This is a genomic window from Nocardia sp. NPDC055029 (assembly GCF_053608525.1).
The window spans coordinates 76,712-98,319 of sequence record NZ_JBSGVQ010000008.1; the positions used below are offsets into that span (position 1 = coordinate 76,712).

Consider the following 21,608-nt stretch of genomic DNA (forward strand, 5'->3'; position numbering starts at 1 on the left):
AGGGGAGGTTATCCAAAGTATCGATTTCCTCCCGAGCGAACCACTCGGCGTGTAACTATGTGGCTGTTTTGTGCAGGCTCTGGGGTTTGGTGGTACAGCTGTGATCGGGGTGAGTCAGCCCATTCCGCGGGCGATCGTCGTGATCGCACTGCTTGTCGCTGCGACGATCGCGTTGCAGGGTTATCTCCCCGGTGCGGCCGAATCGTCGGCCAGCGCGCCGTCGCCACTGCTGGTGGCGGTGATGCCGGTGCTGCTGCTGGTGTCCATCGTCATCCTGATCGCGGGAGTGATCGCCAGTCAGCATCGTCTCCCGCTGGCCATGCCGCAAGCCGAACGCGACGCGACACCCCGCTTCCCATGGCGTCGGCTGGCACTGCTCGGCCCGCTCGTCCTGGCTGTGCTCGCGCTGGTCTTCGCCGGCGGTGTGACCGCGCTGTTCCTGCTGCCGGGAGCCCGGCCGATGCACCCGGCCTCGGAGACCTTGCCCGAAGGCTCCGGCCCGGTCCCGACCCCGACCGACGCGCCTGCCCCCGACCCCGGCACCGGCGGCGCCGAACTGACCGGCACCGCGCTGGTGATCGCGGGCGTGCTTGCCCTCGTGCTGATCGCGCTGGCGCTGCTCGGACTCATCGTCGTCGCGCTGGCCTCGCGCCGCGAACCCGTGCCCGCCGCCCCCGCTCTGCCCGACACCGCGCCGAGCGCCGTCGACTCGCTCACCAGGGCCGCCGAGATGGGCCTTGCCGCGATGAACGCGCCCGGCCAGGACCCGCGCACCGCGATCATCGCCTGCTACGTGGCCATGGAGCGTGGCCTGTCCAGCGACAGCGCCGCCCGCCCGCAGGCATCGGACACCCCGATGGAAGTCCTGGCCCGCGCGTTCGAAAGCGGTGTGCTGCACGATGCTTCGGCGCGTGAGCTGGTCGCGCTGTTCGAGGAGGCGCGGTTCAGCCCGCACTCGATGCTCGAATGGCAGCGCATGCGCGCCGAACAGCTGCTGCGCATCGTGCTGTCGGATCTGCAGAGAAGGCTGGTCGCGGCATGAGAGGTCAGCGCCCGGAGGCAGCAGCTTGCGTGACCACGCAGGGCGCCCGAGCATGCCGGGAGGACACAGCATGAGCGGCCGGCGCTGGGACACGCCATCGTGGCTGGTCGCCCGAACAGGCCAGGGGGTCGCGGCATGAATCGATCGTCCGTGATCGCGGCCGCGGTCGTCGTCGTGCTGCTGATCGAAGTGGCGCTGGTGCGGGTGGCCCGCGACGCGGTGCTGCTCGCCGTCGCGCTGCCGGTCGCGATCGCGCTGGCGACACTGCTCTGGTCGATGCGGCATCGCGTGGTGCGCGAGGAACCGCTGACCGAGTACATCGACAACGGCCCGGCCGAGATGCTCGGCCGCTGGCACGCGCGCGCCGAGATGCTGACCGCGCGCGCCGACGGTACGCGCGCCGACTGGGACCGCCACCTGCGTCCGTTGCTGGCCAAGGAGTTCGAACTGTCCACCGGCCTGCGGGTCGCCAAGAATCGAAGGGCCACCGAAGCTGCCGGTCAACTGCAGTTCGGACCCGAGTTGTGGCGCTGGGTCGATCCGGCGAACTCGGCATTGCGCGACCAGACCGGTCGCGCACCGGGTAGGGAGGCGCTGGACGAGATCCTGCGCCGATTGCAGACGATGTGAGGGGTTAAGGCCACCGATGACCATGCCGTTGAACGTGACCGTCCAGCGCTCCGACGCCGTGCTGCGTGAGCTGGGCCGAGTCGTGGTCGGCAAGCGAGATGAGTTGCAGCTCATCATGATCGCCGTGCTGTCCGGAGGACATGTCCTCATCGAGGATCTGCCAGGGCTGGGCAAGACGCTGATCGCGCGGTCCTTCGCGGCCGCGCTCGGCCTGGATTTCACCCGCGTGCAGTTCACGCCTGATTTACTGCCCGCTGATCTGCTCGGCTCGACGATCTACGACATGTCGTCGGGCCGTTTCAATTTCCGTCGCGGTCCGGTTTTCACGAATGTCCTGCTCGCCGACGAGATCAACCGCACCCCGCCCAAGACGCAGGCGGCGCTGCTGGAGGCCATGGCCGAGGGGCAGGTGAGCATCGACGGCGAAACCTTCCTGCTCCCACAGCCTTTCATCGTGCTGGCCACCGACAACCCGATCGAGTACGAGGGCACGTACCCGCTGCCGGAGGCCCAGCTCGACCGCTTCGCCATCCAGCTGCGCCTCGGCTATCTCTCCGAGCAGGACGAGACCCAGATGATCCGGCGCAGGCTAGAGCGCGGCGCGACGCCGCCGCAGGTCGGCCAGGTCGTCGACGCGCAGGGTCTGATGGAGATGCGCCAGTCGGTCGAGTTCGTCACCGTGCATCCCGATGTCGTGAACTACGTGGTCGCGCTCGCCTCGGCGACGCGCAGCCACCCGCAGGTCGAGGTCGGCGCCAGCCCGCGCGCCGAACTCGATCTGGTGCAGATGTCGCGAGCCAGGGCTCTGCTGCTCGGCCGCGACTATGTGATCCCCGAGGACGTGAAGGCGCTGGCGGTGCCCGCGATGGCACACCGCATCACCCTGCGTCCGGAGATGTGGGTGCGCCGCATCCGGGGTGAGGACGTCATCACCGAATTGCTGCGCCGGCTACCGGTGCCCCGCGCCACCAGCACATGAAGCACCGCGACGAATCCAGGACGGTCGAGGTCGACCTGCGCTGGCGGCCGGCGCCGCTGGTGTTCATCCTCGCCGGGTGCGCCGCGGCGGCGCTGGTCGTCGCGGTATTGCGCGGACAGTGGCAGCTGGTGGTCTTCGCGGCGCCGATGCTCGGCGTGCTCGCCACCGCGCCGTGGCAGCAGAACCCGACCAGGATCCAGGTCGACGGCAGCGGCACCGTGCGCTGCTTCGAGGGCGAGGTGGTCGGCTGCAATGCCGCCGCTTTCGTCGACAGCGGGCACGCGCTGCTGCGGATGACATCGGTGCCGCTGGCCGGTCTCGAAGTCGAGGTCGAGGAGTCGCACGATTCCGGCGGTGCGCCCGCCGGCATGCAGCTGGCGCTCTCGGCGGCGCGCTGGGGCCGATATCCGGTGCAGGTCAAGGTGTCCGCGCTGAGCCCGGCCGGGCTCGCGATCGCCACCGCCGAGCTGCCCGCGGCCAAGCTGTACGTGTACCCGATCGCCGATCCGCAGCGAATGCGCCTGCCGCGCACCGAACTGCCCGATCGGATCGGCACCCACCTGACCCGCAAGCACGGTCCCGGTGTCGAATACGCCGACATTCGCGCCTACGCGCCCGGCGACCAGCTGCGCACCGTCAACTGGCCGGTGAGCGCGCGCCGCGGCAGGCTCTACGTCACCGAACGCTTCACCAACCGCTCCGCCGACGTGGTCGTCCTGGTCGACACCTCCCAGCAGGCGCCCGGCCCAGCCACCGCCTCGCTGGAACTGTCGGTGCGCGGCGCCGCGCAGGTGGTGCAGTCCACCCTGCAAGCCGGTGACCGCACCGCCGTCGTCTGCCTGGGTGACTCGCCGCGCTGGCTGCGCCCCGATATCGGCCGCAGGCAGTTCTACCGGATCGTCGACACCGTGCTCGGCGTCGGCGACGAGCACGTCGAGACCACCGGCACGCTCGCGCCGCACGCCGCGGTGCCGATCGGCGCGATCGTCGTCGCCTTCTCCACGCTGCTCGACACCCAGTTCGCGCTGGCCCTGATCGACCTGCGCAAACGCGGACACGTGGTGATCGCGGTCGACGTCCTGCGCGGCACGCCGTTCGAAGCGGGCCTCGACCCGACCATGGCCAAGATGTGGCAGCTCGAGCGCGCCTCGATGTATCGCGACATGGGCACCGTCGGCGTCGACATCATCGCCTGGCCCGCCGACACCAGGCTCGATCAGGCCATGCGCCTGCTGCCCGACCATCGCCGAACAGTGCGGGTGCGCCGATGACCAGATTCCTTGCCCTGCTCGCCGGCCTGCTGCTGGTCGCCGCGGTCGCGTTGATCAACCCGTTCGCCGGGGTCGCCGCGCTCGCGCTGGTCGTGGTGAGCTGGTGGTGGCGGCCCGCCGCGGTCGGCGCGGTACTGGTGGCGATCGCGGCGCTCGCGTTCTCCGATGTCGGCGTGATCACCGCCGCCGCGACGGGGCTGGTGGCGACCACCTACCTGCTCAACGCGGCCGTCCTGCACGCACCCGAAGGTGTTGTGCCGACGACGATTCCGTCGGTCGGCGGCGCGGTGCTGTTCACCATCGCCGCGGCCACCGCCGCTCTGGTCCCGGTGGAGTTGGTCTGGGCGCCGCTGGCCGCACCGGTGCTGATCATGCTGATCTACGCGCTGCTGGTCGGCGGGCTGGTCGGCAACGGTACGACCGCCGAAGAGGCACGGACGGACTGACCCGCGGGGCATACCTCCCCGCCCAGGCAGGACCGCTGGTCCGGCGGGCGAAACGAGAAATGCCCGCCGGACGCGATGACCGGCGGGCATTCGGTGTCGAATCAGGCGATGCGCAGGGCGATATCGCCGAGCACCGGCGCGTCCTCGCGTTCGACCACGGTGGCGGCGCCGATCAGCTCGTCACCTTCGCGCCACACCTTGATGCGCAGCGTCTCCCCCGGGTACAGCACCCCGGCGAACTTGGCCCGGAAGCCGCCGACCCGGCCTGCGTCGCCGTCGAGCAGGCTGTCGGTGAGGGCCTTGCAGACCACACCGTAGGTGCACAGGCCATGCAGAATCGGCGCGGGAAAGCCCGCGCCCTTGGCGAATTCGGGATCCGAGTGCAAGGGGTTGCGGTCACCGCAGAGGCGGTAGAGCAGGGCCTGCTGCGGCAGCGTCGGAGTCAGGATCTCGGCGTCGGGCGTCCGATCGGGCAGCGCGGCTTTGGCGCTCGGCCCGCGCTCGCCGCCGAAGCCGCCCTCGCCCTTGGCGAAGATCGAGGAGCGGACGGTCCACAGCGGCTCACCGTCGGAGCCGACCACGGTGTTCTCCTGGACGATCACCGCGTTGGCGCCCTTGTCCCAGATCTCGCTGATCCGGCCGGTGCTGGTCGCCTTGCCCGCGGCCGGAATCGGCCGGTGCACCACCACTTCCTGGTGGCCGTGCACCACCTTGGCCAGGTCGATCTCGATGCCGGGGAAACTCACCTTCGGCGCTTCGGTCTCGCCGAGGGTCGGTGCCACCGTCGCGAAGGTGGGCAGCACCTGGGGTGCCTGGTCGTCGAGGTAGGTCAGCTCGACCGGGTCGAGCGGGTGCGCGCCCGCGCCGAGGCCCAGGTGGTAGAGCTGCACGTCGGTGGGCGTCCAGCTGAACTCCCGCGCCGGGAGCGGCGCGCCGAGCGCGGTCTGGAGGTCGATGGGCATTGCTTACTCCTGCGGGGTCGGGGTGTGGTCGATCGTCACGCGGCGGCTTTCGCCTTCTTCGCGGCGACGATGTCGAGCACCGCGAGGTAGGCGAAGGTGATCGCGGGGCCGATGGTGGCGCCGGGACCGGCGTAGGTGTGGCCCATCACCGGCGCGCTGGAGTTGCCCGCGGCGTAGAGGCCATCGATCACCGAATCGTCTTCGCGCAGTACGCGACCGGCGGTGTCGGTGACCAGGCCGCCCTTGGTGCCGAGGTCGCCGGGCACCATCTTGGCCGCGTAGTACGGGCCCTGCGACAGTTCGGCCAGGCACGGGTTGGGCTTCACGGTCGGGTCGCCGTAGTAGCGGTCGTAGTGGCTGTTGCCGCGACCGAAGTCCTCGTCCTTGCCCGCGGCGGCGAAGCCGTTGAACCGTTCCACGGTGGCGGTGAGGTTCTCGGCAGGGACGCCGATCTTGTTGGCCAGTTCCTCGATGGTGTCGGCCTTGACGATGTTGTCGTTCTCCAGCCAGCGCGACGGGAAACGCTGACCCGGCTGCAGACCGGCGAAGATGTAGCGGTTGCGGTAGCGCTGGTCGAACACCAGCCAGGCCGGGATGTTCTCGCCGGGGCCTGCGCCCTGGCCGTACTCGCCGCCGTACATGGTGTGCACCGCCTCGACGTACGGTGCCGACTCGTTGCCGAACCGCTCGCCCCGGTCGTTGACCATGATGGTGCCGGGCAGATTGCGCTCGGCCAGCGCGAACCAGGGCTTGCCGCCCTTGAAGATGGTCGGACCCCACCAGGCGTCCTCCATGAATCCGACCGTCGCTCCCACTGCCATGCCCGCGACGATGCCATCGCCGGTGTTGGCCGCGGCGCCCGTTGTCCACTCAGTGGTTATCGGCTGTCGCTGGTACTTGGCGCGCATGTCGGCGTTGTGCTCGAACCCGCCGCTGCCGAGGACGACGCCGTAGCGCGCGGTGAAGGTGACGGACTCGCCGTCGACGGTCGCCTTGACCCCGGTGATCCGGCCATCGGTGACCACCAGATCGGTGAGCGGGGTGTTGAGCAGCACCGGCACACCGGCGTCGAGCAGGCCCTTGCGCATGGCGGCGATGATCGCCTGGCCCATGCCGAGCAGGTGCTTGCCGGTGAACTTGGCCAGATAGGTGCGGGCGCCGACGCGCAGTGCCCGCATCAAGCCCTTGGGGTGGCGCTTGATCAGATTGAGCCGCACGAAGTCGGCCTGCATGACGACCACGTTCAGCGGCGCCTTCGCATACGGCGGTTCGAGGTTGGCCAGTTCCGCGCCGAGCACCTTGCCGTTGAACGGCGTCGGCTCGCACGAACGTCCCTGGCCGAGCCCGCCCGGTGCCTCCGGGTAGTAGTCGGAGTAGCCGGGAACCCACTTCATCTTCAGCGGGGTGTGATCGAGGACGAAGTCGAAGGCCTCGGCGCCGCGATCGAGGTAGGTGTCGATCTTCTCGGCGGGCACCACGTCGCCGATGATGCTGTGCAGGTAGGTGCGCGCGTCCTCGCGGTCGTCGGGCCGGCCGGAGGCCTTCAGCGCCTTGTTGCCCGGAATCCAGACGCCACCGCCGGATCGGGCGGTCGACCCACCGTAGTGCGCGGCCTTCTCCAGCAGCACAACGCTCAGTCCGTTGTGGGCCGCGGCGAGCGCGGCCGTCATCCCGGCGGCGCCGCTACCGACGACCACCACATCGTATTCCCGATCACTCATGTGCAACACGTTATAGAAGCGTTTGGCGGTTTGACAGTCCAAACTGGAACTTGTTCCAGTAGCCCCGGCGTTTCCCCTCCACATACTGGAACGTGTTATAGAAATCACCGGGAGTGGCATTGTATTGTCAGGTGAACGGCTGACGATGCTCCGGGAAACCGGTTACAGTTTTGACGTCGTGATCCATCCCGCCCGTGCTGCCTAGGAGGTCCGCGTGCTGCCCGACGCGGTACGAACTCAACTCGCCGACGAACTGTCCCGCGCCGAGGACGAGCGGGTCGCCGTGTCGCCGCTCGTCGACCGGTTTCCCGACATCGATGTTGTCGATGCCTACGAGATTCAGCTGCTCAACATTCAGCGCCGGCTGAAGTCGGGCGCCAAGGTCGTCGGCCACAAGGTCGGGCTGTCGTCGAAGGCGATGCAGGAGATGATGGGTGTCGACGAGCCCGACTACGGTCACCTGCTCGCCGAGATGGAGGTCTTCGAAGACGTCCCGGTCGACACCGCCAAATACCTGCTGCCGCGGGTGGAGGTCGAGGTCGGGTTCGTGCTCGGCGCCGACCTGCCCGGCCAGGACTGCACCGAAGCCGACGTGCTGGCCGCGACCGTCGCCTACGCGCCCTCGATCGAACTGATCGACTCGCGGATCAAGGACTGGAAGATCGGGCTGACCGACACCATCTCCGACAACGCCTCTTCGGCTGGTTTCGTGCTCGGCAAGCAGCGCGTCGCGCCCGCCGACATCGACATCAAAGCCATCGATGCCGTGCTCACCCGCAACGGTGAGGTCATCGCCGAGGGCCGCAGCGACGCCGTGCTCGGTGATCCGGTGATCGCGGTCGCGTGGCTGGCGCGCAAGGTCGCGACCTTCGGGGTGCGGTTGCGCAAGGGCGACATCGTGCTGCCCGGTTCCTGCACCCGCGCCATCGACGCCCGCCCCGGTGACGACTTCCTCGCCGAGTTCACCGGACTCGGTTCCGTCCGTTTGCGTTTCCGCTGAACCAGACTTCCCAAGGAGTACACCGTGACCAGCAAAGTCACCGCCGCGATCGTGGGGTCCGGCAACATCAGCACCGATCTGCTCTACAAGCTGCTGCGCTCGGACAAGATCGAGCCGCGCTGGATGATCGGCATCGACCCTGATTCGGAAGGGCTCAAGCGGGCACGCGGGCTGGGTCTGGAAACCTCCGCCGAGGGCGCGGACTGGCTGCTGGCCCTCGAGGAGAAGCCGGATCTGCTGTTCGAGGCCACCTCCGCCTACGTGCACCGCGCGTACGCGCCGAAATACGAAGCCGCCGGCATCCGCGCCGTCGACCTCACCCCGGCCGCGGTCGGCCCGGCCGTGATCCCCCCGGTGAACCTGGATACGCTGCGCGACGCCCCGAACGTCAACATGATCACCTGTGGTGGCCAGGCCACCATTCCCATGGTCGCTGCCGTGTCGCGGGTCGTGCCGGTGGCCTACGCCGAGATCGTGGCGTCGGTGTCCTCGGTCTCGGCCGGACCGGGAACCCGCGCGAACATCGACGAGTTCACCAAGACCACCTCCAAAGGCGTCGAGACCATCGGCGGCGCGCGGCGGGGCAAGGCCATCATCATCCTGAACCCGGCCGAGCCGCCGATGATCATGCGCGACACCATCTTCTGCGCCATTCCCGAGGACGCCGATCGCGATGCCATCGCCGAGAGCATCTTCGGCATGGAGAAGTCGATCCAGGAGTACGTGCCCGGCTACCGGCTGCTCAACGATCCGCAGTTCGACGACCCGTCGGTCATCTCCGGTGGCATGGCGAAGGTGTCGATCTTCGTCGAGGTCGAGGGCGCCGGTGACTTCCTGCCCCCGTACGCGGGCAATCTCGACATCATGACCGCCGCCGCCACCCGCGTGGGTGACGTGCTGGCCGACCAGATCATCTCGGCTCGGGTGTAAGGAGTTTCGACCATGAGCAATATCCTGAAGCCCTTCTCGGGCGAACTCGATGTGCGTGTCACCGACACCTCGCTGCGCGACGGCTCACATCACAAGCGCCACCAGTTCACCGTGGACGAGGTGCGCAACATCGTTGCCGCCCTCGACGGTTCGGGCGTCCCGGTCATCGAGGTGACCCACGGCGACGGCCTCGGTGGTTCCTCGTTCAACTACGGGTTCTCGAAAACCCCTGAGCAGGAGCTGATCAAGGCCGCGGCCGAGACCGCCAAGCAGGCCAAGATCGCCTTCCTCATGCTGCCTGGCGTCGGCGTCAAGGAAGACATCAAGATCTCCCAGGACAACGGCGCGTCCATCTGCCGTATCGCCACCCACTGCACCGAGGCCGATGTCTCGATCCAGCACTTCGGTCTCGCGCGCGAACTCGGCCTGGAGACCGTCGGCTTCCTCATGATGGCCCACTCCACCACGCCGGAGAACCTGGCCAAGCAGGCCCGCATCATGGCCGACGCGGGCTGCCAGTGCGTCTATGTCGTCGACTCCGCGGGTGCCCTTGTCCTGGAACAGGTCTCGGACCGGGTGTCCGCGCTCGTCGCCGAGCTCGGCACCGACGCGCAGGTGGGTTTCCACGGCCACGAGAATCTCGGCCTCGCCGTGGCGAACTCGGTCTACGCCGTGCGCGCCGGCGCCACCCAGATCGACGGCTCGGCTCGCCGCTTCGGCGCGGGCGCGGGCAACCTGCCGGTCGAAGCCTTCATCGGCGTCTGCGACAAGCTCGGTATCAAGACCGGCGTCGACTTCTTCGCCGTCACCGACGCCGCCGAAGACGTCGTCCGCCCGGCCATGCCGTCGGAGTGCCTGCTCGACCGCCAGGCCCTGATGATGGGCTACGCGGGCGTCTACTCCAGCTTCCTGCGCCACGCCGAACGCCAAGCCGAACGCTACGGCGTCTCCGCCGCCGAAATGCTCGTCCGCGCAGGCAAGCGCAAGCTCGTCGGCGGCCAGGAAGACCAGCTCATCGACATCGCCCTGGAACTCCAGCGCGAAGCCTCGGTCACCACTTCGGCCTGACCAACCACCCCGAAACGGCGTGACCCGAACCCTCGGGCCACGCCGTTTCGGCGTCTCAGGGCAACTCTGGTCCGCCGTCGCCGCGTAGGCGTCAGGGCGCTGTCGCCGTGGTGTGAGCGTCGTCCAAGCTTGTCGGGAGGCCGGTGTCGTAGATCGACAGGATGTCCGTTGTGCTGCTGAGGGCATGGACGACTGAGGGGGCGGGGGAGATCAGTAGCTGTGGGTAGTCGACCTCGCCGAGAGTGGGATCGACCGGCCATGCCAGTTGTTCGTCGGTCAGGGAGAACTCGGCCGTGACGCCTTCCTTGTTGCCCCGCGGGTCCTGGCGATGCCAGCCGCCGTCCAGGTACACGGCCACCAGGCCGTGGAGGACGTGGCTGTCGCCGTGGGCGAAGCGCTGGTAGCACAGCGCGGTCGGGATGCCGCCGGCCCGTAGCAGGGCGGCGAGGAGATGGGATTTCGCGTAGCAGAGGCCGACTCGCTCTCGAAGCACCTCGCCGGCGGTCAAGGTCACCCGGCTGTCCTGAACGTCGTAGGAATGCCCTACTTCGTCCCGCACCCAGTGGAAGGCCGCACGGGCGAACTCGATGTCATCGGGCGCGCTTCGCCGCAGCTCATGGACGAGCGAGAGCACCGCACTGTCGTCGATTTGGACGATGGAGTCACCGCGTAGGTACGCCGTCGGATGCTGTGCCTGGGGCACGAAGGATTGGTTTGCCACACAGGACAATCTAATCTCCGCGGGAGCTTCGAAGGTCGGCAACAGCCGGTCGGACCGGCACTGTCGGAACCACCCGGGTTCGCGAAAATCGCTGGACAAGGGGGATATAAGTGGCTCATGAGCGAAGACGTGGGGACGTTGTTCTGTGGGGTCCAGCTGGCGGCTCGGGTCGAGCGGCTGGAGGTCGATGCCATTGCCGGGGCGACCCGGGTGGCGACGGGGCGGGGGTCGGGTGGGTTCGTGCGGGAGTTCGGGGGTGGGGCGGCGTGTTTCGCGGAGGTGGGGTCGCCGTTGAACAAGGTGGCGGGGGTCGGGTTCGGTGGGGTGCCGTCGGCGGGGGAGTGGGCTGAGGTGGAGGCCGCGTATGCGGCGGTGGGGGTGCCGGTGCAGGTGGAGCTGGCGCAGTTGGCGGATCCGCGGATCGGGGCGGAGTTGACCGGGCGGGGATATCGGTTGATGTCGTTCGAGAACGTGCTGGGGATGGACTTGGCTGGGCGACGGTGGGCGGGGCCCACGGAGGTCGAGGTGCGGCGGGACGAGGGGGACGGGCTAGATCGGTGGCTCGATGTCGTCGTCGACGGGTTCGCGCATCCGGATGACGAGGGTGTCCCGTCACATGAGGAGTTTCCGCGGGAAGCGCTCGCCGCGGTGATGCGAGATATGGCTGCCGCCAATGACACCCGTCGCTACCTCGCCTATCGGGACGGCGTGCCGGCCGGTGCGGCGAGCATGCGCACCGACGGCGGCGTCGCCGCGCTCGCGGGTGCCGCGACACTGACCGCGCATCGCAGGCACGGGGTGCAGACCGCACTGCTGTCGGCTCGCCTGACCGAGGCCGCGGCAGCGGGGTGCGACCTCGCGGTGATCACCACCCAGCCCGGCTCGAAGTCGCAGCGGAACGCGCAGGGCCGAGGGTTCTCGCTGCTCTACACCCGCGCGGTATTGGTCAAAGAGGTCTGAGCTACAAGGCGTTGACAGCCTGGGCAACTCGCGTCGAACGGTCGGCCGGGGTCGTCGCCTTGAGGATCGGCAGGAACAGCCGGTACTGGTCGGACCGGCCGAGCGCGGCGTAGGCGGCTTGTGCCTCGGGTGCGTCGGCGAGCGCGGCGACGAGCTCGGCGGGCGTCTCGGCGGTGCGCTGACGTTCGTACGCACCCGCCCAGCGTCCATCGGCGACGGCTTCCTCGATCGCCGCGAACCCGGCCGACCGCATCCGCCCGGCCGCGATGAGCGCCTCGGCCTTGGCCACATTGACCTGCGACCACGGGCTGCGGGCCCGGCGCGGCGAGTAGCGCTGCAGGTAGTGATGGGCATCGAGGCCACGCCGATGGCTGTCGATCCAGCCGTAGCAGAGCGCGCCGTCGAGGGTCTCGGTGATCGTCACCGACGGTTCGGGGGCGCCTTTCTTGGCGATCCGCACCCAGACCTCACCCGCGGTGTCGTGATGGGTGGCCAGCCACGATTCCCAGTCGCTCGCTTCGGCGCAGGTGATGTAGTCGATGGTCATACGAACCATGATCCGCCACAAAGTGCTCACCGAATGAGCACTTAAAAACGAAAGAAACGGGTGCGGCCGCGCATTGTGTGGGCGGCCGCACCCGTGGGACTCACAGCCAGGTGTCGAGGCTGGTGGTCGTGAGGAAATGGTCCAGATCCGCGCGCCAGGGCGCGGGGGTGGTCTTGTCGGGTTCGATGCCGGTGTACTGGCCGCGGTAGAACAGCAGCGGACGACCGTTGGTGGTCGCCGATTCCGCGAGCGCCTGGACCCGCCCGATGACGATGTAGTGGTCACCGCCGTCGACGACGGAGTCGACGGTGCATTCGATGGTCGCCAGCGAATCGTCGAGCACCGGCACACCCAATTCCGAGGTGTGCCAGGAGACTCCGGCGAACTTGTCGGTCTCGCGCGAGCCGAAGCGCGCGCAGGTCGGCTGCTGTTCCTCGGCGAGCACGTTCACGCAGAACTTGCCCGCCGCCTCGATCGCCGCCCAGGAGCGCGACCCCTTGGTGGGGCAGAACAGCACCAGCGGCGGATCGAGGGAGAGGGCGGCGAAGGACTGGCAGGCGAAGCCGATCGGCTCACCCGCCGGATCGAGCGCGGTGATCACGGTGATGCCGGTGCAGAACTGCCCCAGCACATTACGGAATTGCCGGCCGTCGATCGCCGGTATCTGTTCGGTCATGTCCCTCGCCGCCATTTCCTATTGCTGCTTGAATCCGACGGTGAAGTCGTGACCCCACAGGCTGACCGCGGTGGATTCGCGGGCGATCCAGTCGTCGTCGTCGACTTCCAGTCCCTCACAGCCGAATTCGATGTCGAATCCGCCCGGAGTCTTCATGTAGAAGGACAGCATCTTGTCGTTGATGTGCCGGCCGAGGGTGGCCGACATCTTCACCTTCTTGCGGTAGGCGCGGTCCAGGCAGAGGCCGACGTCGTCGGAGTTCTCCACCTCGACCATGAGGTGCACGATGCCGGTCGGATTCGGCAGCGGCAGGAACGCCAGCGCGTGGTGGCGCGGGTTGCAGCCGTAGAAGCGCAGCCAGGCCGGGTCGCCGTCGGCGGGACGGCCGACCATCTGCGGTGGCAACCGCATGGAGTCGCGCAGCCGGAAGCCGAGGACGTCCTGGTAGAAGGCCTGCGCGGCGGCGTCGTCGGTGCAGGTCAGCACCACGTGACCCAGACCTTGCTCGGCGGTGACGAACTTGTGGCCGTAAGGGCTGACGAAGCGGCGGCCCAGGTACTGCGCGCCGTAGAACGCCTCGAGGGTGTTGCCGGACGGATCCTGGAACCGGATCATGCCCTCGACGCGGCGCTCACCCAGCTCTTCCTTGGTGCCCTCGGTGAAGGCGACCCCGGCCTTGTCCAGGGTCTCCCGCAGCTGCTGCAGGCCGGGGCCGTCGGTGACCTCCCAGCCAGAGACCAGCAGCCGGTCCTGCTCACCGGGAACGATCACCAGGCGTGCGGCGAAATCGTCCATGCGCAGATAGAGCGCGTCGGGGTTGAGTCCGGTGCCCTCCATCATGCCGAGCACCTTGAGGCCGTACTCGCGCCAGGCCGCCATGTCGGTGGCCTCGATGCGCATGTAGCCAAGGGCACGAATACTCATTGCTTCTCCTCGAGGAAATCGACCGTGAGCCGGTTGAATTCGTCGAACTTCTCCAGCTGTGCCCAGTGCCCGCAGCCACCGAACACGTGCAGTTGCACGCGCGGGATGACCTTGGTCGCGACCAGCGCGCCGTCGAGCGGGTTCACCCGGTCTTCACGACCCCAGATGAGCAGCACCGGCTGACGCAGCTTGTACGCGTCACGCCACAGCATGCCCTTCTCGAAGTCGGCGCCGGCGAAGGACTTGCCCATCGCGCGGACGGCGGCCAGCGATTCGGGTGTGCTCGCCAGGGCGAACCGCTCGTCGATCAGTTCCTCGGTGATCAGCGACTGGTCGAAGACCATGATCCGCAGGAACTTCTCCAGGTTCTCCCTGGTCGGCGCGTAGCTGAACGCCGAGAGCAGCTTGACGCCCTCGGTCGGGTCGGGCGCGAACAGGTTGGTGCTCAGCCCGCCGGGACCCATCAGCACGAGCTTGCCCGCGCGCTTGGGGTTGTCCAGGGCGAAGCGCACCGAGGTGCCGCCGCCGAGCGAGTTGCCCAGCAGGTGCACCCGCTCGGTGATCTGCAGGTGGTCCAGCAGCGCGAGCAGGGCGGTGGACGCGTGCACGAAGTACTGCGGGTGGTCGACCGGCTTGTCGGACTTGCCGAAACCGGGCTGGTCGAGCGCGATCACGTGGAAGTTCTCGGCCAGTACCGGGATGTTGCGGGCGAAGTTCGACCACGCCGAGGCGCCGGGCCCGCCGCCGTGCAGCAGCACGATCGTGGGGCCGTTGCCGACACCCGCCTCGTGGTAGTGCAGCTTCAGCTCGGGGGTGACCTGCGCGTAGCGGGAGGTCGATTCGTAGGTGATCTCAGCGGTTTGAGTCATCGGCTACACCATGGCGTCGGTGACGGGCAGGCCGAACTCGTGCGTGCCGTACATGACGTAGGCGCGCTCGGGATCGTTGGCCGCGTGCACGCGCCCGGCGTGCGCGTCACGCCAGAAGCGCTGCAGCGGAGTGCCGTTGGCCAGGGCGGTCGCGCCCGAGGACTCGAAGAGCTTGTCGATCGAGGCGATCACGCGACCGGTCGCGCGCACCTGGTCGCGACGGGCGCGCACGCGCAGATCGAACGGCACCTCCTCGCCCGCCACCAGCAGCGCGTACTCCTCGGCGACATTGCCCGAGAGCTGACGCCACGCGGCGTCGATGTCGCTGGCCGCCTCGGCGACGCGCACCTTGGCGAACGGATCGTCCTTGGCGTTCTCGCCGGCGAAGGCCGCGCGCACGCGCTTGCCCTGGTGCTCGACGTGCGCCTCGTAGGCGCCGTAGCCCATGCCGACGATCGGCGCGGAGATGGTGGTGGGGTGGACGGTGCCCCACGGCATCTTGTAGACGGCGTCGGTGTTCTGCTCGAGGCCGGGCGCGCGGCCCTCACTCATCGCGCGGAAGCTCAGGAAGCGGTGCGACGGGACGAAGACGTCCTCGACGACCACGGTGTTGGAGCCGGTGCCGCGCAGGCCGACGACGTTCCAGACGTCGTCGATGCGGTAGTCCGAGCGCGGGATCAGGAAGCTGCCGAAGTCGACCGGCTTGCCGTTCTTGATCACCGGGCCGCCGAGGACGGCCCAGGTGGCGTGGTCGGAACCCGAGGACCAGGCCCACGAGCCGCGCACGATGTAGCCACCGTCGACGGCCTGGCCCGCGCCCATCGGGGCGTAGGAGGACGAGATCCGCACATCGGTGTCCTCGCCCCAGACGTCTTCCTGGGCCTGCTGGTCGAACAGCGCGAGGTGCCAGTTGTGCACGCCGATGATGCCGGCCACCCAGCCGGTGGACCCGCAGGCGCTGGCGATCTTGCGCACGGTGTCGTAGAAGACGACCGGGTCGGCGGCGTGCCCGCCCCACTGCTTGGGCTGGAGCAGCCGGAAGAAGCCGGTCTCCTGCAGCGCCTTCATGGATTCGTCGGGAATGCGGCGCAGGTCCTCGGCCTCTTGCGCACGTTCACGCAGTGTCGGCAGCAGTGCCTCGACCCGTTCGGTCACTTCTTGCGTCATTTCGGAGCCCGCTCCTGCCTTGTCGGATCGACAACCGGTTCTTGTTCGACTCTGAGATTAGAACAGGTTCTCATTTCTGTCGAGAAGATCGCCCTACCTCGGATATAACAGGGGCGTGGAGCGAAGTTCGCTGGACAGCTGGCGTGAAGCGGCCTCGTTTTGTAACGTGTTCTAGTGAACAAGGAGGGTTCGGGATGGCAGTCAACCCCAAGGTGAGGGAACTCGATGTCGGCACAACGCCGACGAGGTTTGCGCGCGGCTGGCACTGTGTCGGCCTGGCCTCGACGTTCCGCGACGGCAAGCCGCACGCGATCGAGATCTTCGGGACCAAGCTCGTGGTGTGGACCGACACCAATGACGAGATCCGTGTGCTCGATGCCTACTGCAGGCATATGGGCGGCGACCTGAGCATGGGCACGGTCAAGGGCGACGACATCGCCTGCCCGTTCCACGACTGGCGCTGGGGCGCCAGCGGCAAATGCACGTCGATTCCCTACGCGCGCCGCGTTCCGCCGCTGGCCCGCACCAGGAAGTGGACAACGCTCGAACGCAACGGTCAGCTGTTCATCTGGCACGACCACGAGGGCAACGAGCCGCCCGCCGAGGTCACGATCCCGCACATCGAGGGCCCCTACACCGACACCGAGGGCAACCCCAGCGAGGATCATGACAGCGGCTGGACGTCGTGGACGTGGAACACGATGCGCATCGAGGGCTCCAACTGCCGCGAGATCATCGACAACGTCGTTGACATGGCGCACTTCTTCTACATCCACTATGCCTTCCCGACGTACTTCAAGAACGTCTTCGAGGGTCACGTGGCGACGCAGTTCCTCGAGACCAAGGGCCGTCCCGATATCGGCATGGCGGCCAAGTACGGCGGTGAGACGCTGCTGAAGTCGGAGGCGTCCTACTTCGGGCCGTCCTACATGATCAATCCGCTGGTCAACATCTACGGCGGGTACGAGATCAAGGTCGTGCTGATCAACTGCCACTACCCGGTCAGCCAGGACGAGTTCGTGCTCCAATACGGCCTGACCGTCGAGAAGCCCAAGGGCATCGACGACGCGACCGCCGAGAAGCTGGCGGCCTCGATGACCGAGTTCTTCGGCGACGGCTTCCTGCAGGACGTCGAGATCTGGAAGCACAAGTCCAAGGTCGAGAATCCGCTGCTGTGCGAGGAGGACGGCCCGGTCTACCAGCTGCGCCGCTGGTACGAGCAGTTCTACGTCGACGCCGCCGACGTCACCGAGAAGATGACCCAGCGCTTCGAGTTCGAGGTCGACACCACCAAGGCCAACCAGGCCTGGGAGGCCGAGGTGGCGGAGAACCTGCGCCGCAAGGCCGAGGCAGAAGCCGAAGCGGGCGTGTAACCATGTCCCCGACCTGGGCCAAGGCACCCGACTTCGCCGATCAGCCCGTGCGGCAGGCCGCGGTGCGGGCCCAGACCACGGTCGACAAACAGCGCTACCTGGACGAGGGCCTGACACCGGTGCGGTGTCAGGCCTGCCAGGCCGAGGTCCTGGTGCGCAAGTCCAGCGCGCACCAGACCTCGGTGCAGTGGACCGAACGGCCGGACACACACTGCCCGGTCTTCGCCCAGCTCAGTGCGCACGGCGCGCGGCCGGGCAGGCCGGAATCGTGTCCGTCGCTGGAGAAGTCCATCAAATGGGCGGTCGACGAGGGCTTGCTCGACGTGCCCGAGTAGTCAGCTGAACGGGGTGTGCGGGCGGTCCTGGAGGACGCCGTCGAGGTAGATGTCGACCTTCTCGTTGTAGAAGCAGGCCAGGCCCGCGATCTTCTGGCTCTCCGGCAGCGGGGTGCGGTAGATCCACACGATGTCGGCGTGTTCGGTGCCGTCGACCTGGACGTTCCAGTAGTCGGCCGTGCCCTTGTACGGGCAGCTGGAGTGCGAGTCGGAGGCGGTCAGCAGGTCCATCCGGACATCGGGTAGCGGCAGGTAATACCGTGCGGGCAAGCCGGTTTCGAAGAGGATGCGCGGCGAGGACGAGTCGGCGACGGTGACGCCGTCGACCTCCACCCGCACATTGCGCGAACTGCCCAGGATGTCGACCCGGGAATACGGGTCACGGGGGTGGACGAAGATCGGTTCGTCCTCCTCGAACCAGTCGAAGGTCGCGAAGTCGAGGCGGACAGCGTCTTTCAGGTCCGGCAGCGGCGAGTCGAGGTAGCGCAATGCCGCACCTTCGGCGCGCAGGCCGCCGACCATGACGTCGTAGCCGGTGCCCTCGCCACGGCTGGGGGAGTGCTCGTCGACCCCGTTCGGTTCCAGATCCGCTCTGACATCGGTCAGCGGGATGTAGTAGGTCGGGTAGTAGGGGACCTCCCAGACCAAGAGGGGCCGCAGCGTGTCGGCCACCAGTCTGCCGTCGAGATAAGCCCGCACGCGCTTGTGTGCCGGCTCGACCCTGACCCGTCCGCGCTTGTCGTCGCTCATGTGCTCGACGCTACGCCGGGCCACCGACTTCTTCCCGAACGCGAGCCGCCCCCGCCGCTCGTGGCAGCAGGGGCGGCTTCGAGTCACCGGGCGGGTCAGTCGCCGACGGTGATGGCCTGTGCTTCCTCGATGCTGTGCGGGGCCGGGTCGTGGTCGTCGATGTGGGCCAGCGCGCCCCGGCCGAGGAACAGGACCGCGACCGCGGCGGCGGTGAAGGCGGCGCCGAGCCAGAACGGCAGCGAGACGCTGTGCTCACCGAGCTTGCCCGCCACCCACGGCGCCGCGGCGCCACCGGCGAACCGGACGAAGCTGTAGGCCGCCGAGGCGGTGGAGCGCTCGACCGGCGCGGAGATCATCACGGCCTCGGTGATCAGCGTGTTGTTCACGCCGAGGAACAGGCCGGCGATGACGACACCGACGATCAGCACGATCTTGTGCTCGGCGAACATGCCCATCACCGCCAGATCCGCGGCGAACAGGCCGAGCGAGAGCGCCATCATCGGCAGGGTGCCGAAGCGCGCCTGCAGTTTCGGTGCGAGGAACACCGAGGCCAGCGCGAGCAGGATGCCCCAGCCGCAGAAGATGAAGCCGATCGCGTAGGTGCCCATGTCCAGGGGGAACGGGGTGTAGGCGAGCAGGGTGAAGAAGCCGAAGTTGTACAGCAGCGCGGTGATGCTCACCGTCAGCAGGCCCTTGTGCCGCAATGCCTTGAACGGCGCGGTGATCGAGGTCGGCTTGGCCGGCTTGGGCATCTCGGGCAGCAGCACGACGATCGCGACGAAGGCGAAGGTCATCAGCACCGACACACCGAAGAACGGACCGCGCCAGCTGATGCCGCCGAGCAGACCACCCAGCAGCGGGCCGGTCGCGATGCCGATGCCGAGCGCGGCCTCGTAGAGGATGATCGCCTTGGCGACGCCGCCGGTGGCCGCGCCGACGATGGTGGCCAGCGCCGTCGCGATGAACAGCGCATTGCCGAGACCCCAGCCGGCGCGGAAGCCGATGATCTCGCCGATCGTGCTCGACATGCCTGCCAGCGCGGCGAACACCACGATGATCGCCAGGCCGGACAGCAGCGTCTTCTTCGCGCCGAAACGGCTGGAGATGACGCCGGTGATCAGCATGGCGACGCCGGTGACGGCCATGTAGCTGGTGAACAGCAGCGAGACCTGCGACGGACTCGCGTTCAGCTGTTCGCCGATCGGCTTGAGAATGGGATCGACCAGGCCGATGCCCATGAACGCGATCACGCTCGCGAAGGCGACGGCCCAGACGGCTTTGGGTTGTCCGGACGGGGTGGTGGCTGCGGCGGCGGTGTCGTCGGCGCGAGTCAACTGAGGGATGCTCACTGACGCTCCTGGTTGCTTCACTGATGACCGCGGGCAACCGCACGCAGGGCTGTCAGCAGGTCGTTCATGTCGGTGTCGAGCCGGATCAGCCGATCGAGATCGAAATCGGCGAGTCCGGGAGCCACGGCGGCCGCGAAGGCGCGCCTTGCCTCGGTGAGGCGGGTCCGGCCCGCCGGGGTGAGCTCGACGAGAACCGCCCGCGAATCCTGCGGGTCCTTGGTGCGGGTGGCGAATCCGTCGGCGACGAGCCTGCCGATCAGCGCCGTTGCCGCCGGCTGGGAACATCGATCGATCCGGGCGAACTCGCTGACCCGCAGGCCGCCGTGCTCGTCGAGCACGGCGAGGGACCGCAGGATCGCGCGGGGCATGTCGTCGTCGCTGATCGCCCCGGCGAGCCGGGTGAGCCGACCGGCAGTGACCAACAGGTCGACCACGATGTCGTCCGGGGATGGCTGCTCTGTCTGCTGCACGTGCAATATTATTGCATAAGCTAACTATCTAAATCGAGCCCGCTTGGTGGCCCGGGTCGGTGAGATGTCGCACAGCACGCCGAAGCCCCGGCCGCGCGTGGCGGCCGGGGCTTCGACGACGACCTGGCCAGATGCCGGTTTGGTCGGATACAACACACCGCCGACACGACAGGGTGGCAGCTTCGTCGGTAGCGCCGAGGCGCTGACCAGGTCGCGACAGCGCGCACGCGACCGATGCCGGGGTCGGTCGCGACGCTGCTAGGCGGCCGCGACCGGGCGAGGGCCGGTGCCGAACAGTTCGCTGGTGGCGTGGGCCCGCTTGAAGTACAGGTGGGCGTCGTGTTCCCAGGTGATGGCGATGCCGCCGTGCAACTGGATCGTCTCTGCGGCCACGTGCGAGAAGGCTTCGGTGCAGTGCTTGCGGGCGACGTAGACGTCCTCGGCGGTCGAGGCACTGTTCTCGGCCACGGCCTGCGCCGCCGCCAGCGCGGTCGATTCGGCCGACTCCACCAGCACGTACATATCGGCCATCCGGTGCTTGAGTGCCTGGAAGCTGCCGATCGGCCTGCCGAACTGCACGCGCGAGGCCGTGTATTCGACGGTCATCTCCAGGCAGTGCCTGGCCGCGCCGACCTGCTCTGCTGCGAGGGCGGCCCAGGCGATCTCGCGCAGGCGGGTGCGCAGGGCGGCCGGGTCGCCGGTGCCGATCCGCGTCGCCGGGGCGTCGGTGAAGGTGATGACGGCCAGCTTGCGGGTGGGGTCGAGGCCCGGCGTCGGGGCGACGACGACGCCGGGCGCCTCGGCCGTTGTCTCGAACAGGCCGTCGTCGGTGAGCACGAGCAGCAGATCAGCCTGGGCGCCGTGCAGCACGTAATGCGCCGCGCCGTTGAGCGTCCCGTCGCTCGCGCGCACGCCCGCGGAGTCCCAGCCGGTGGCGTCGGCCCAGCACAGCGCCGCCGTGCGCGAGCCCTCGGCCAGGTCCGGCAGCAGCCGGGCGCAGGCCTGCTCGTCGCCCGAGAGCAGGATCGCCTGCACGCCGAGAACCGCGGAGCCGAGCATCGGTACCCCGGCCAGTGTCCGGCCCAATTCGCCCACCACCATCAGCGATTCGACCAGTCCGGCGCCCGCGCCGCCCCACTCCTCCGGCACCGCGAGCGCGGCCACCCCGACCTGCTCGCACAGCATGGTCCACAACTTCGGGTCGTACCCGAGGTCGGTATCCATGGCGGCGCGCAGCGCGGCGGGCGTGGCGTGCTTGGCCAGCAGGGCGCGGACGGAGGTGCGGAATTCGAGCAGTTCACTTGATGACATGGGTTTCCTCGGCAAAGTCGGTGATGGTCACCGCGTCGGTGGGTACAGGGGAGCGGCGGTGTCGATCGATGCAACGCCGGAGGCGCGAATCGTGGCCTTCGGCGGCG

Annotated in this window: 23 protein-coding genes; 11 read left to right on the forward strand and 12 right to left on the reverse strand. The window is 68.2% G+C overall.

The features are described from left to right. The first annotated feature begins 109 nt into the window (after nucleotides 1-109). The 5 genes from ACWF9G_RS10165 to ACWF9G_RS10185 all read left to right on the forward strand — a co-directional run bounded on the left by ACWF9G_RS10165 (nucleotide 110) and on the right by ACWF9G_RS10185 (nucleotide 4,368). A complete protein-coding gene (locus ACWF9G_RS10165; protein ID WP_452514796.1) occupies nucleotides 110-1,042 on the forward strand; it encodes a DUF4129 domain-containing protein in 933 nt (310 codons plus the stop codon). A 135-nt stretch (nucleotides 1,043-1,177) separates the two neighbouring features. After that, nucleotides 1,178-1,672: a hypothetical protein gene (locus ACWF9G_RS10170; protein ID WP_379309745.1), complete on the forward strand. Its 495-nt coding sequence runs from the start codon at nucleotides 1,178-1,180 to the stop codon at nucleotides 1,670-1,672. 16 nt (nucleotides 1,673-1,688) lie between these two features. Further along, nucleotides 1,689-2,651, forward strand: coding sequence for an AAA family ATPase (locus tag ACWF9G_RS10175; protein WP_379309746.1), 963 nt, complete (start codon nucleotides 1,689-1,691; stop codon nucleotides 2,649-2,651). Further along, on the forward strand, nucleotides 2,648-3,922 hold the full coding sequence (locus ACWF9G_RS10180; RefSeq protein ID WP_379309747.1) for a DUF58 domain-containing protein: 1,275 nt from the start codon (nucleotides 2,648-2,650) through the stop codon (nucleotides 3,920-3,922). The genes ACWF9G_RS10175 and ACWF9G_RS10180 overlap by 4 nt, the downstream gene beginning before the upstream one ends. Further along, entirely contained in the window at nucleotides 3,919-4,368 is a 450-nt protein-coding gene (locus ACWF9G_RS10185) for a hypothetical protein (RefSeq protein ID WP_379309748.1), read from the forward strand. Before ACWF9G_RS10180 ends, ACWF9G_RS10185 begins: the two co-directional genes overlap by 4 nt. 101 nt (nucleotides 4,369-4,469) lie before the next feature. On the opposite strand, the gene ACWF9G_RS10190 is transcribed toward ACWF9G_RS10185, so the two are convergent. Continuing rightward, a complete protein-coding gene (locus tag ACWF9G_RS10190) occupies nucleotides 4,470-5,330 on the reverse strand; it encodes a MaoC/PaaZ C-terminal domain-containing protein (RefSeq protein WP_452514797.1) in 861 nt (286 codons plus the stop codon). Nucleotides 5,331-5,365: 35 nt separating this feature from the next. Continuing rightward, a complete protein-coding gene (kstD, locus tag ACWF9G_RS10195; RefSeq protein WP_452514798.1) occupies nucleotides 5,366-7,051 on the reverse strand; it encodes a 3-oxosteroid 1-dehydrogenase in 1,686 nt (561 codons plus the stop codon). Between the two features lie 214 nt (nucleotides 7,052-7,265). Between kstD and ACWF9G_RS10200 the strand changes: the two genes are divergently transcribed. From ACWF9G_RS10200 to dmpG, 3 genes are read left to right on the forward strand one after another with little or no spacing between them, the layout of a single operon-like run. Beyond that, a complete protein-coding gene (locus ACWF9G_RS10200; RefSeq protein WP_452514799.1) occupies nucleotides 7,266-8,051 on the forward strand; it encodes a 2-keto-4-pentenoate hydratase in 786 nt (261 codons plus the stop codon). 24 nt (nucleotides 8,052-8,075) lie between these two features. After that, on the forward strand, nucleotides 8,076-8,981 hold the full coding sequence (locus ACWF9G_RS10205; protein WP_452514800.1) for an acetaldehyde dehydrogenase (acetylating): 906 nt from the start codon (nucleotides 8,076-8,078) through the stop codon (nucleotides 8,979-8,981). Nucleotides 8,982-8,993: 12 nt separating this feature from the next. Then, complete coding sequence (gene dmpG, locus ACWF9G_RS10210) at nucleotides 8,994-10,049, forward strand: 4-hydroxy-2-oxovalerate aldolase (RefSeq protein ID WP_452514801.1); 1,056 nt, start codon at nucleotides 8,994-8,996, stop codon at nucleotides 10,047-10,049. Between the two features lie 91 nt (nucleotides 10,050-10,140). Here dmpG and ACWF9G_RS10215 read toward each other — a convergent pair whose 3' ends face one another. Next, on the reverse strand, nucleotides 10,141-10,770 hold the full coding sequence (locus tag ACWF9G_RS10215) for a transglutaminase-like domain-containing protein (protein ID WP_452514802.1): 630 nt from the start codon (nucleotides 10,768-10,770) through the stop codon (nucleotides 10,141-10,143). Between the two features lie 138 nt (nucleotides 10,771-10,908). On the opposite strand from ACWF9G_RS10215, the gene ACWF9G_RS10220 reads away from it, so the two are divergent. Beyond that, nucleotides 10,909-11,730 carry a GNAT family N-acetyltransferase gene (locus ACWF9G_RS10220; protein ID WP_452514861.1) on the forward strand — a complete coding sequence of 274 codons (822 nt, stop codon included), beginning with the start codon at nucleotides 10,909-10,911 and terminating at the stop codon, nucleotides 11,728-11,730. A gap of 1 nt (nucleotide 11,731) precedes the next feature. Here the strand turns inward: ACWF9G_RS10220 and ACWF9G_RS10225 are convergent, their stop codons facing one another. The 5 genes from ACWF9G_RS10225 to hsaA form a co-directional block, all read right to left on the reverse strand. Continuing rightward, nucleotides 11,732-12,277: a YdeI/OmpD-associated family protein gene (locus ACWF9G_RS10225; RefSeq protein ID WP_452514803.1), complete on the reverse strand. Its 546-nt coding sequence runs from the start codon at nucleotides 12,275-12,277 to the stop codon at nucleotides 11,732-11,734. A gap of 100 nt (nucleotides 12,278-12,377) precedes the next feature. Then, nucleotides 12,378-12,953 carry a 3-hydroxy-9,10-secoandrosta-1,3,5(10)-triene-9,17-dione monooxygenase reductase subunit gene (hsaB, locus tag ACWF9G_RS10230; RefSeq protein WP_379309814.1) on the reverse strand — a complete coding sequence of 192 codons (576 nt, stop codon included), beginning with the start codon at nucleotides 12,951-12,953 and terminating at the stop codon, nucleotides 12,378-12,380. Between the two features lie 18 nt (nucleotides 12,954-12,971). Next, nucleotides 12,972-13,877 carry an iron-dependent extradiol dioxygenase HsaC gene (hsaC, locus tag ACWF9G_RS10235; RefSeq protein ID WP_379309813.1) on the reverse strand — a complete coding sequence of 302 codons (906 nt, stop codon included), beginning with the start codon at nucleotides 13,875-13,877 and terminating at the stop codon, nucleotides 12,972-12,974. Further along, nucleotides 13,874-14,746 carry a 4,5:9,10-diseco-3-hydroxy-5,9,17-trioxoandrosta-1(10),2-diene-4-oate hydrolase gene (hsaD, locus tag ACWF9G_RS10240; protein WP_218716592.1) on the reverse strand — a complete coding sequence of 291 codons (873 nt, stop codon included), beginning with the start codon at nucleotides 14,744-14,746 and terminating at the stop codon, nucleotides 13,874-13,876. The genes hsaC and hsaD overlap by 4 nt, the downstream gene beginning before the upstream one ends. Before the next feature lie 3 nt (nucleotides 14,747-14,749). Continuing rightward, nucleotides 14,750-15,913, reverse strand: coding sequence for a 3-hydroxy-9,10-secoandrosta-1,3,5(10)-triene-9,17-dione monooxygenase oxygenase subunit (gene hsaA, locus ACWF9G_RS10245; RefSeq protein WP_379309812.1), 1,164 nt, complete (start codon nucleotides 15,911-15,913; stop codon nucleotides 14,750-14,752). 194 nt (nucleotides 15,914-16,107) lie between these two features. On the opposite strand from hsaA, the gene ACWF9G_RS10250 reads away from it, so the two are divergent. Both ACWF9G_RS10250 and ACWF9G_RS10255 read left to right on the forward strand, forming a co-directional pair. Next, a complete protein-coding gene (locus ACWF9G_RS10250; RefSeq protein ID WP_379309811.1) occupies nucleotides 16,108-17,286 on the forward strand; it encodes a Rieske 2Fe-2S domain-containing protein in 1,179 nt (392 codons plus the stop codon). 2 nt (nucleotides 17,287-17,288) lie between these two features. Next, nucleotides 17,289-17,621, forward strand: coding sequence for a hypothetical protein (locus tag ACWF9G_RS10255; protein WP_452514804.1), 333 nt, complete (start codon nucleotides 17,289-17,291; stop codon nucleotides 17,619-17,621). On the opposite strand, the gene ACWF9G_RS10260 is transcribed toward ACWF9G_RS10255, so the two are convergent. The 4 genes from ACWF9G_RS10260 to ACWF9G_RS10275 all read right to left on the reverse strand — a co-directional run bounded on the left by ACWF9G_RS10260 (nucleotide 17,622) and on the right by ACWF9G_RS10275 (nucleotide 21,501). After that, the gene (locus ACWF9G_RS10260) at nucleotides 17,622-18,371 is read right to left on the reverse strand and encodes a DUF427 domain-containing protein (RefSeq protein WP_379309809.1); all 750 of its coding nucleotides are present in this window, start codon (nucleotides 18,369-18,371) and stop codon (nucleotides 17,622-17,624) included. It lies immediately after the preceding gene. A 95-nt stretch (nucleotides 18,372-18,466) separates the two neighbouring features. After that, nucleotides 18,467-19,714, reverse strand: a complete 1,248-nt coding sequence (locus ACWF9G_RS10265; protein ID WP_452514862.1) for an MFS transporter — start codon at nucleotides 19,712-19,714, stop codon at nucleotides 18,467-18,469. Nucleotides 19,715-19,737: 23 nt separating this feature from the next. Further along, nucleotides 19,738-20,190, reverse strand: a complete 453-nt coding sequence (locus ACWF9G_RS10270) for a MarR family winged helix-turn-helix transcriptional regulator (protein ID WP_452514805.1) — start codon at nucleotides 20,188-20,190, stop codon at nucleotides 19,738-19,740. 258 nt (nucleotides 20,191-20,448) lie between these two features. Continuing rightward, complete coding sequence (locus tag ACWF9G_RS10275; RefSeq protein ID WP_379309806.1) at nucleotides 20,449-21,501, reverse strand: acyl-CoA dehydrogenase family protein; 1,053 nt, start codon at nucleotides 21,499-21,501, stop codon at nucleotides 20,449-20,451. Nucleotides 21,502-21,608: the final 107 nt, after the last annotated feature.